The sequence below is a fragment of the Microbacterium esteraromaticum genome, from assembly GCF_900163815.1.
Taxonomy (GTDB): Bacteria; Actinomycetota; Actinomycetes; order Actinomycetales; family Microbacteriaceae; genus Microbacterium; species Microbacterium esteraromaticum_B.
This window is the reverse complement of sequence record NZ_FUKO01000016.1, coordinates 1-9,458: the sequence shown is the minus strand read 5'-3', so window position 1 is coordinate 9,458 and position 9,458 is coordinate 1. Positions and strand designations below refer to the sequence as shown.

General features: G+C 63.4%; 10 protein-coding genes. 6 read left to right on the top strand and 4 right to left on the bottom strand.

The features are described 5' to 3' along the window. Window positions 1-39 precede the first annotated feature (39 nt). From FM104_RS04995 to mobF, 4 genes are all read right to left on the bottom strand, one after another. Window positions 40-441, bottom strand: coding sequence for a hypothetical protein (locus tag FM104_RS04995; RefSeq protein ID WP_087130365.1), 402 nt, complete (start codon window positions 439-441; stop codon window positions 40-42). Next, window positions 438-878: an HIT family protein gene (locus FM104_RS04990; protein WP_179206677.1), complete on the bottom strand. Its 441-nt coding sequence runs from the start codon at window positions 876-878 to the stop codon at window positions 438-440. The genes FM104_RS04995 and FM104_RS04990 overlap by 4 nt, the downstream gene beginning before the upstream one ends. Then, complete coding sequence (locus tag FM104_RS04985) at window positions 875-1,351, bottom strand: TIR domain-containing protein (protein WP_087130363.1); 477 nt, start codon at window positions 1,349-1,351, stop codon at window positions 875-877. Before FM104_RS04985 ends, FM104_RS04990 begins: the two co-directional genes overlap by 4 nt. Before the next feature lie 117 nt (window positions 1,352-1,468). Continuing rightward, the gene (gene mobF, locus FM104_RS04980) at window positions 1,469-4,942 is read right to left on the bottom strand and encodes a MobF family relaxase (protein ID WP_256971525.1); all 3,474 of its coding nucleotides are present in this window, start codon (window positions 4,940-4,942) and stop codon (window positions 1,469-1,471) included. A gap of 138 nt (window positions 4,943-5,080) precedes the next feature. Here mobF and FM104_RS04975 point away from each other — a divergent pair, with 138 nt between their 5' ends. Genes FM104_RS04975 through FM104_RS04950 form a run of 6 tightly spaced genes read left to right on the top strand, consistent with a single transcriptional unit; the run spans window position 5,081 to window position 9,103 of the window. After that, window positions 5,081-5,653, top strand: coding sequence for a helix-turn-helix domain-containing protein (locus FM104_RS04975; protein ID WP_087130362.1), 573 nt, complete (start codon window positions 5,081-5,083; stop codon window positions 5,651-5,653). Beyond that, window positions 5,650-6,357 carry an ABC transporter ATP-binding protein gene (locus FM104_RS04970; RefSeq protein ID WP_087130361.1) on the top strand — a complete coding sequence of 236 codons (708 nt, stop codon included), beginning with the start codon at window positions 5,650-5,652 and terminating at the stop codon, window positions 6,355-6,357. The genes FM104_RS04975 and FM104_RS04970 overlap by 4 nt, the downstream gene beginning before the upstream one ends. Beyond that, window positions 6,354-7,166 (top strand): hypothetical protein, encoded by an 813-nt coding sequence (locus FM104_RS04965; RefSeq protein WP_087130360.1) that lies wholly within the window; start codon window positions 6,354-6,356, stop codon window positions 7,164-7,166. The genes FM104_RS04970 and FM104_RS04965 overlap by 4 nt, the downstream gene beginning before the upstream one ends. A 34-nt stretch (window positions 7,167-7,200) precedes the next feature. After that, window positions 7,201-7,425, top strand: coding sequence for a PLD nuclease N-terminal domain-containing protein (locus FM104_RS04960; protein WP_256971526.1), 225 nt, complete (start codon window positions 7,201-7,203; stop codon window positions 7,423-7,425). Beyond that, window positions 7,422-8,345 carry an ABC transporter ATP-binding protein gene (locus FM104_RS04955; protein ID WP_087130359.1) on the top strand — a complete coding sequence of 308 codons (924 nt, stop codon included), beginning with the start codon at window positions 7,422-7,424 and terminating at the stop codon, window positions 8,343-8,345. Before FM104_RS04960 ends, FM104_RS04955 begins: the two co-directional genes overlap by 4 nt. After that, window positions 8,342-9,103 (top strand): hypothetical protein, encoded by a 762-nt coding sequence (locus FM104_RS04950; RefSeq protein WP_087130358.1) that lies wholly within the window; start codon window positions 8,342-8,344, stop codon window positions 9,101-9,103. The genes FM104_RS04955 and FM104_RS04950 overlap by 4 nt, the downstream gene beginning before the upstream one ends. Window positions 9,104-9,458: the final 355 nt, after the last annotated feature.

Genomic DNA, 9,458 nt, shown 5'->3' with positions numbered 1-9,458 from the left:
CGGCGTGCGGTCATTAAGCCACTCCGAAACCACCCACGGTTACGTCAGGAGAGCCTCTTTGTCGGGCGTTTCCTTCGGTGATGGATCGCCATCCGCGTCTGGAATCTTTCGGTCAATATCATGCGGGTCGAGCGAGAGTTCGGGAACCGCCTTCCCCGCAACGACTGCGTTGTAAAGTCGTCTGTACGCCCGTTCTTGCCGGAGGTAACTCGCGTCCATGTAGCCGAACAGCAGTATGGCGGCGACGCCTAACAGGGCGACACTTCCCGACCGTTGGGTGAGCGCATACCCGAACGTCGCGACTACCACAGGCAGGAGCCAACTTTTTGCTTGCGTCGAGGAATGGGCCATTCGAGCCACAATGCTCTGAACATAGTCGAGGTGCTTTAGCCTCGCGGCTTCGCTCGTCACTTCATTCTTCGGCAGATCACGCTTCTTCATAGGCGAAGCTCTCTGCACGCGCCACGGAGCGCATCCCAAGCCTCGTCCTTCGCGTGCTCAGAGTAGTGCGTCTCGGGTGGCCAGATACGTCCGATGGCGTCGTTCGTCCACCTCGGGACGAGGTGGGCATGAACGTGATTCACGCTCTGGGTGGCAACCTCGCCGTTCGACTGAATCACGTTGAGCCCCTCGGCCCCAATGGTCTCCACGATCACCCGCGACATGCGTGAGATAAGCAGGCCGATGTGCTCCGCATCCTCATCCCGCAGCTCCCAAATGAAAGGTACGTGCGTGCGCGGGACGATCAAGATATGGCCCAGAACTGCCGGTTCTGTGGGGAAAAAGGCCACTACTTGATCGTCCCGATACACCTCGCGCACATCGGGGTCGTCCCGTTGCACAATCGCGCAGAACGGGCAGTCGGGATCAGCGATCACAGACGAGTCTTGCCCTGCGTCGCCCATGTCTTCAGGTGATCTTTAAGGTAGTTGTAGGTGGCCTTCGAATCGATCTTCCCTGACCAGTCTGTCTGAGTCGGATCAAAGATCGGCACGCCCGAGACACCCGAAACTTTGTCAAAGGGATTCGCCCCTGATGAATCGACGCTCCCCATTGACGACAGGCCATGAATCCGAATACCGAGAAGCGGCTTCTTGTCATCCCAGGCCTTCTGGATCTCGTACTGAACCCACTCCCGAGAAGCCGTTTCTTTGCCAATAAGAACGATGACAGCCGACTTCCATTTCATCTTCTCAGCAATCCATTCTTTGATCGCTTTGTCGCCACCGCCCTTGATCTTCTCCCACTCTTGAGGGTTGAGGATGGGCTGCCCTTCGAGTGACCCCATATTCTCAATGAGTTGCACGCGATGAACATCTCGGTCGTAGTGGAACGAGTAAAAAACGGCCATGTCTGTCTCCTTTGACGTCGTTCGGGGAGGCACGCACACTCCCCAGAGTCGAGCATATCTGAGCTCCAAGATTCTCCGCCGCAACCATGCCGGAGCTCACGCTTGAGCAAAGCCACGCTACAGGCCGCGCGCCGGTCGGTCGCGATCAGGACTGGGGCGGTGTGACAGGTGTTCGAACGGGTCACCTAACCTCCGCGTCCGCTCTTCCGCCTGCCGTCGCATCTGTTCCTGACCGGCGCTAATGGCTCCAAGACGCCTGACCGCTTCGCTGGCAGGAAGACCGCGAAGCGCCTCCGCCTGAGCACGTAGAGCTGCGGACCGGGTGCGGGCATCGCGGGCCTCACGGTTCGGGTTGAACGCGCGCATCCCGAGTTGGTGGGCGCGCGCGTTCTCGGCACCGTACTCTCGGGTCAGGAGCGCCATGCGCTCGCTCTCGTGACGTTGTCGCGTCGCGGTTCTAACCGAGCGCGCGACTTCGATGGCTTGGTCAACGTCGCTCACACGCGGGTCTTCCTCTGCTCGCCGCGCTGCAACCTGTGCCGACCATTCGGGTAGTGCTTCGGAGGTGCGCGGTGGTTCGGCATCCCAGGCTTGACGGAGGCGCGACTGAGCAACCTGCGCCTGTCCGTTCGCAGTGCGGTGCTCGTCGCGCGCTCTGCGCTTCCCGAACCGCCCAACTGTCGCGAGATGCACGCTTGCCGCCACCTCTGTTCCGAGGGCGGCGAGGTAGGCCGCGCCGTCGTGCTCGGCTTGCTCGGTGAGAGACGCGGCAACCTCGGCGCGCACCCGCGCGGCGGCTTCCTCAGCCTTGCGGAGCACGGCGGTGTTCTCCTCATTTTCTGCTCGGTGCGCGGCGCGTTGGGCGTCGAGCCGGTTGGCAGTCTGTTCCCACCGCTCCGCCGCCTGTTCTGCGCGTTCGGCTTCACGGTCGAGTCTGGCGAGTTCTTCGGTGACGCGCATGATCGGGCCGTTCTTGACGATGCCCCGCACCGCCTCTGTCGCTTGCAAGGCGGCGTGGTCGAGGCCACGGTCGACGGGGTCGCGTTCCATCGCTGCGACGAACTGCGCACGCGCACCTGACATGTCGTCGGCGATGATGTGCAGCCGGTTGTGTTCGCGGCCTCGGGTCATGCCGACGTAGACGCCTGCCGCGCTCGTCGCGTCAGTAAGCATCGTGTGGGAGTCGTTGACGGTCGCGCCTTGGACGCCGTACGCGGTTGTTGCGTAGGACAGGTGCGCGTGCTGACTCACATACTCGGCAGAGAGGGCCACGGTACGGGGGTTTCTGCGCCCGCTGACGGCTTCGCGCGCATAGACCGTGCCGTCGCTCTCGACGTGTTGGACGATCCATTGCTGCCGGTTCGCTACGCCAAGCGTGGTGTCGTTCTTCCGTGTCTGGATCAGATCGCCCCGACCGATGGGCAGGTCGTCGCTGCCGGTGACTGTGATCGTGTCATCGACCTCACCGCGCTCAACCCGCCTCGTGCGGGTGCGCTCGTTCAACGCGGCGGCTTCGTCGTTCGCGGCAACTGTGATCGCCTCGCCCTCGGTAGCGTGCTCGCTGATGTAGTCGCGCGCCCGCTCCTCATCAACATGGAGCCTCACCAGGCCCATTGAGGCGAGTCGGTCGAACACGTCGCTGGCGTTCTCCCGGTCGCGCATCGTGAGGGTGAGTGCCGCGTACTCGGTGTCAGCGAACCTGTGCAGCTCGGTCATGTCGTAGGTGCGGCCTCGTATCTGCGCGGCCATGTCGAGCACCCCGCCCCGGCCGACCGCGGGGAGTTGTGCGCGGTCGCCGACGAACGCGACGGTCGCGCCTGCCTCGGCGGTGACTATGAGGAGTGCGTGGGCGGTGTCTTGGTCGAGCATCCCGGACTCGTCCACGATCACCCGCTCACCCCGGCGCATCGCGGCGTCCACTGACGGTCCGGTGTAGGTGCGTCCGGTGTCGGGGTCGGTGTCGCCCGGGGCCAGGCGTGTCCATGCACCGTCGCGGTTCCATCGCCATCCGTGCGCGTGCACGAGCGCTGCAACGCTCGTGGCGGGTATGCCGAGTTCTTCGTGCGCGACCTGCGCCGCGCGCAGCGTCGGCGCAACCACTCGCGACTGTCTGCCGTGCTCGGCGGCGACATCGATGGCGGTGCGCAGCATCGTTGTCTTCCCGCTGCCCGCCGCGCCCTCCACGATCACCATCGGATCAGACGATGCAATTGCAGCAGCCGCGACCGTCTGTCCATCGTCCAGCGCTGCCGCTCGTGCGGCCTCGGTCACGTCCGGGTGTGCGGGCTCTTGCTCCGGCACAGCGGCGGTGAGCCGGTCGCGCAGCGCAGTCTCGGCAGCGACCACGGTGAGGCTGGTCAGGTGCGCGACATGCTCCGGCGTCGCAGCATCAAGTGGCAGGACGGAGAAGCAATCCGACACCGCAAGCTCGGTCGCAATCATGATGAACTCGCGCAACTCGGCGGGGTCCGCGTGCACACCGTGTTCGGTGGTGATGCGGGTGACGTGCTCCCGCACCGTGTGTCGTGTCCACGCTGATGATGCGGCGGCGCAGCGATCCAGCGCCCGCGATGCAACCTGCTGCACGGCCAGATCATCAAGCGGCACCGGGCGCTGCATGGTGCGGCGTTGCCGCTCAGCGGGGTTGTATCCGGCGTCACGGAGTTCCTGCACCCACCACTGCTCGTTCTTCAAATCAGCAGGTTTCTTCCCTGGCCGTTGGTTCGTCCACGCGACACCCTGCAACCGCGCGGTCATGACCGGGCCAAGCACCTCTCCGGGATGCTCGGCTTCCCACTCGGCTTCGAGCCGGTCAAGGTTGCGCCTGATCTGCGCAGAACGCTTCGACATCACCCCATTGAACGGCTCCAACTCCGCAACCTCGCCCGATACGGGGTCGAGGGTCAGGCCGTGCTCTGCGAGGGTCTGCGCAAGTTGTGGGTGCGCGGCGATGACCGCTGTGCCGAGGGCGCGGATCGCTCCCTGCTGCTTGAACAATGCGGCAGTGTCGAGCGCTCGCCACTTGCCAGCCGCCCACACCCTCGTGCCGATCTGCATGTGGATATGCCGGTGCGGATCACCCGCCCGCGAAGTCTTGTGCCGGATACCGACCACCTGCATCCGCTCGATAGGCAGCACCTCCCGCGCGTCACGCGGCCCGACCCTCGTCACGGAGTGCTGACCGAGCCACCGGCGAATCTCCGCCAGTGCGTCCCGCTGCGCGGCGTCCAGCGCCGCTGATACCTCGGGGTGGAGAGCAGCGGCGACCGACAGGCTCTTGGGTGCGTTGATCGTCATCTCCGCGAACAACGGCGAACCCTTCGAGCCCTCGCCGGGCTTGCGTGGGGTGCCCATCGACTCGCCCGTGATCGGCTCTGTCCAGTCCACCCACCCCTCGTACTCCTCGGTGGTCAGCGAGTGGGTGGCCGTGACCTCACCGTTGGCGTCGAGCACCGCGTACGCCGCAACGGCGTTGTCCGCGCCGAGGTAGTACTCGTCGGCGCGGGAGCGATCGGCCTCGACATAGCGGCGCGCGGCAGCACCGCTGCCGCGGAACAGGATCACGCCGCCCTTCACCCTGGGCCTCCTCACGAGTGGTCTCATGAGGGAGGTGCGCACCACGCCCCCGGCGTGGCATACGTGCATTCAATTCAATTCATTTAGAAGAGCAGTGGGGATGAAAACAGATCGATTATCCATATCAGTATCAATACTGATAACGTTTGAGCTATGGCTACTTCTTCAGCGTTGCTGCATCCGGTGAGACTTCGTATCGTCCAAGTGCTGTTGGGCGAGGGCGAACTGACGACGCATCAGCTTCATGAGCGACTTTCTGATGTACCGATCGCGACGCTGTACCGGCATGTTTCACACCTGGTCTTGCATGAGCTAATCGAGGTGGCGGATGAGCGGCAGATACGTGGAGCGAGTGAGAAAACCTACGCCTTGGCTGCGGAGTTCGCAAACCCTTCTGCTGAAGAACTGAACGCGTTGAGCAACGAGGAGTTGCTGACAGCGTTTACGGTGTTCACCTCCGGGCTGATTCGTGATTTCGGTGACTACCTGCAGGCCGGAGAGCCTGAACTGCACGCAGACCGGGTGAGCTTCGCGCAGGCATCGTTCTGGGCAGATGACGACGAAGTTGACGCGTTTGGACGCGCCCTCATGGCTGCGCTCGAGGATTTGCTGGGTAATGAATCGGCTCCTGGTCGCCGTCGCCGCACCCTGACCACTGTTTTAATGCCACGTGAGAAAGCTGAGCGGTCAAACTCCGGTCAGCATGAGCCGAAGGCGGCAGAATGAACCGTACTGATACCGCGACCGCCACCGCGCTCGTGGCAGGCTACGGCGACACCGAAGTGCTCGGCCCGGTCGACCTGTCGCTGAGACCTGGTGTGACCGCTTTACTGGGCCGCAACGGCTCAGGGAAAACGACGCTGATGCGCACGTTATGCGGCATCATCCCCGCCTTAAGCGGCACCTGCACGGTGCTGGCCTCTGCCGTGGCCGACGGCGCTGAGGTCCGGTCAAGGGTCGGTTATCTCGGGCATGAATCCGCGCTCGCGAGCGCGCTCACTGTGGAAGAGAACCTGCGGTTCTGGGCGGACATCACGAGCACTTACCCGGGTGCCACCGTCATCCCCGCCGAGGAACTGGTCGAGCGCTTCGACCTTCCCTCATTGATGAGCAAGAAGGTGTCCTCGCTCAGCCGGGGTCAGCGGCAGCGGGTCGATCTGGCCAGACTGGCAATGACCGATCCCGAATTCGTCGTGCTTGACGAACCGCTGACCGGCCTTGATCCAGTCTATGCCGCGCAGACCCGCGCCCTGCTGAGTGATTGGGGCGAGACGCGCACGGTGCTCTACTCCACTCACAGCGTGCCCGAAGCGCTCGAACTGGCGCAGCACTTCCTGATCGTCCAGGGACACGACCTCATCGAGTTGGACTGCGACCGCGAAGCAGTGACTGAAGCAACGATCCTCGACGCATTGGAGGCCCACGCATGACCATGACCACCACCCCTGCCCGACGCCGCGTATCCGCGTTCGCGAAACGCGCCTGGATACAGCAGGGCAGCATCACCGTGTGGCTCGCCGCGCTAGTCGGCGGTCTCTTTGGCGTGCTCGTTTTCCTCGGTAGCAGCGGCGTGAACACGATCACTAGCATGCCCGACCTCATTCCGAGTAGCCCCGATGGACTAGTGACCGTCAGCGATGCGAACGGTGAGTTCTTACCCATGACCTCCTACCTGCTGCTGATGACACCGGCCATTTTGGGAATGCTCGTCGCGATCGTCGCCACGCTGACGCTGCCGGGAGTCGTCGCCGACGACATCGCCGGCGGGGGGATCGAGGCACTGCTGGCCGGTCCCATCCCGCGACGCTCTCTGTTCGACTCCTATCTCGGGGCCGCTCTCACGCTGAGTTCCGCAGCGTGGGTGATCGCGATGGTCGCATTCGCCTTGACCTCCGTCGTCACCGCGATCATTGTTGGAGCATCGGTCGCGATGATGTGGGTGTACTGGATCGCCCTGCTGGTCATCCCGTTCTCAATGGGCTTGTGGTCGGCCACCGCGACGCTCTTCGGCGCGTTGCTGTACCCGAGCAGTCTCGACACCAAGGCAGGACTCAACGGCGGCCCCATCCGGCTCGTCGCGGTCCTGCCCGCGCTGATAGCAGTGCCCTCGGTGCTGCTCCTGCCTGATTGGGTGCTACCCGCACTCGGGATCGTGCTGGCGACCACCCTGCTCGCAAGCCTCGTCCTCACCCGCCTGACCGCACGGGGCTTCCGCAGCACCCGCGTGCTCGGCGACTGAATTCTTCTGACCGAACGGAAAACTCTTGAACCTTGTGAACTTCGATGCAGCGATGCTCATCCCGCTCCTACCCGTGCTCATCCTCGCTGCCCTGCTCATCGGATGGTCACTGATCGACATCGCCCGCAAGCCTGTCCAGCACCTCCCCAAGTGGGCGTGGGCCCTGATCGTGCTCCTCGCGATCCCGATCGGCGCGGTCATCTACCTCATCATCGGCCGAACCCGAGTCCAGAAGCTCCGAGACGAGGACCTACGATGACTACAGCTCTCACAGTCAAGAACCTCACCCGCGTCTACCCCGGAGGCGGCGGCGTCCATGACGTCGGCTTCACCGCCGACGAACGCGCCGTCACTGCCGTAATCGGCCCCAACGGGGCCGGAAAGACCGTCCTCTTCAGCATCATCGCGGGCCTCGCTCCGGCACAGTCGGGCACCGTCGAATTCGCCTCACCAATTGCGCGAGTGGCCTACTGCCCAGACGTACCCCAGTTCGAGTCCTGGCTGACCGCTCTCGAAGTCGTGGAAACCTCTCTCGCCGTCTCCCGCGAAAGTACGAGCTGGGCACGAATCACCCGCGCTGACGGCTTCGCCTACTCGGCACTCGATGCCTGCGGTCTAGGTTCAGTGATGGATCGTCGTGTCGCGGACTTCTCCCGCGGCATGCTGCAACGCCTCGGCATCGCTGCGGCCCTGGTCACCGATCCGGAGATCCTGATCCTCGACGAACCGAACAGCGCGCTCGACCCCATCGGCCGCGCCGACGTGCGCGACATCATCACCGAGCAGAAGCGCCACCGCTGCATCCTGCTCTCCAGCCATATGCTCAGCGAGGTCGAGCAACTTGCCGACCACATCATCGTCATCAACCAGGGGCGCGTCGTCACGCAAGGCACAACGGCATCGATCCTCACCGACGGCCTAGAACCAGTCTGGACAATCCGCCTTGGCGCGCCCGCCCAGATCAGCGCATCCGACCTCGCCGTCGCTATTCCCGAGGCCTACTTCGAGTTTGAGACGGACATGCTGTGCACCGCTCGTTTCCGCAGCTTTGAGGCTGCCGCGACTCAGCTCAAGACAGCCTTGCACATCTTCCGCTCGCCCATCATTGAGGTCACTCTGCGCGACCGCGATCTCGACGCCTCCTTCGCCCGCATCGTCCAGAATCAGGAACACCGATGAACCTTGTCCTTGCCTCGGCCAGCGTCGAGCTGCGCCGCCTTACCCGTTCCGGCCTGCTTATCGGACTACTCGCCGTATTCGCGTTCTTCGGGCTCTCCGGCCCTGCCCTCGCGCTCTACATGCCCGAGATCCTGGGCGCTGCGGCAGGTACGGAACAACTCACAATCGAAGCCGCCGATGCAACCCCGAAAGACGGGCTCGCGCTGTTCAACCAAAGCGCCATGCAACTCGGGCTCATCCTCGCCGTGGCCGTCGCGATTACCTCGCTGACCTGGGATGCTCGGCCCGGCTCCTCGATCTTCTACCGCACCCGTGTACGACACCTCGCCCGGCTCACGGTGCCCCGCCTCGCCATCGGCTGGATCGCTGTTATCGCCAGCTACACCGTGGCCTTGCTGCTCGCTGCCGGACTCACCGCCCTATTTATTGGGCAAATCGAGACCGGACTGCTCGTTACCGTCGGCATCGCTTCTGCGGTTTACTTAGTCATGGCTATGAGCATCGGATACCTCATCATGGCGCTCACCCGGCGCACCGCCGCCGCGATCGCCACCGCCACAGTCTTGATGCTGATGCTGCCGCTTCTGAGCAGTATTGATGCTCACGCTATCTGGATACCGACGACACTTCTGGCCGCGTCCGAACTCGGGCTTACGGACCTTGCGGCACCGCTGCTCTCGGCAGTTATCGTCACAGCTGGGTGCATTTTCACTGCGGGCTATGTTACAAGGCGAAAGATCCTTCGGCGCGATGCATAAGTTGTCGTGCGGGAGTTTCGACCCGTATTCGCTGGAACCCAATTCTCGATTTAACGCGATCCATCCGCACATCGCCACCGTGCCGATGCAGGCAGGGCTCGCTCAACAGGGCAAAGCGTGACCTTGGGCGCTGCGCATTCCCCGCTTGACTGTCCAGATGCGGGTCGAGGTCAGTTCAAGTCTTCCATTCAGTAAGCAAAGTCGCAGTTATGGCGTGAACTTCTACTGGTAAGGCAGGCGTGCCGGAACGAATTCCAGTTCCACATTGATCGGCAGAAAGGCCGCAAGGCGGGATTTAACGGCTCTTCCTACTTGAGGTGGGGGCTGGTCAGTGCGCCGCCGATGAGGAGCATGC

Excerpts from the sequence above, each read along its gene's own strand:
- FM104_RS04955 (WP_087130359.1), top strand. The coding sequence starts at position 7,422 with ATGACTACAGCTCTCACAGTCAAGAACCTCACCCGCGTCTACCCCGGA.
- FM104_RS04975 (WP_087130362.1), top strand. The coding sequence starts at position 5,081 with ATGGCTACTTCTTCAGCGTTGCTGCATCCGGTGAGACTTCGTATCGTC.
- FM104_RS04985 (WP_087130363.1), bottom strand. The coding sequence starts at position 1,351 with ATGGCCGTTTTTTACTCGTTCCACTACGACCGAGATGTTCATCGCGTG.
- FM104_RS04995 (WP_087130365.1), bottom strand. The coding sequence starts at position 441 with ATGAAGAAGCGTGATCTGCCGAAGAATGAAGTGACGAGCGAAGCCGCG.
- FM104_RS04950 (WP_087130358.1), top strand. The coding sequence starts at position 8,342 with ATGAACCTTGTCCTTGCCTCGGCCAGCGTCGAGCTGCGCCGCCTTACC.
- FM104_RS04965 (WP_087130360.1), top strand. The coding sequence starts at position 6,354 with ATGACCATGACCACCACCCCTGCCCGACGCCGCGTATCCGCGTTCGCG.
- FM104_RS04970 (WP_087130361.1), top strand. The coding sequence starts at position 5,650 with ATGAACCGTACTGATACCGCGACCGCCACCGCGCTCGTGGCAGGCTAC.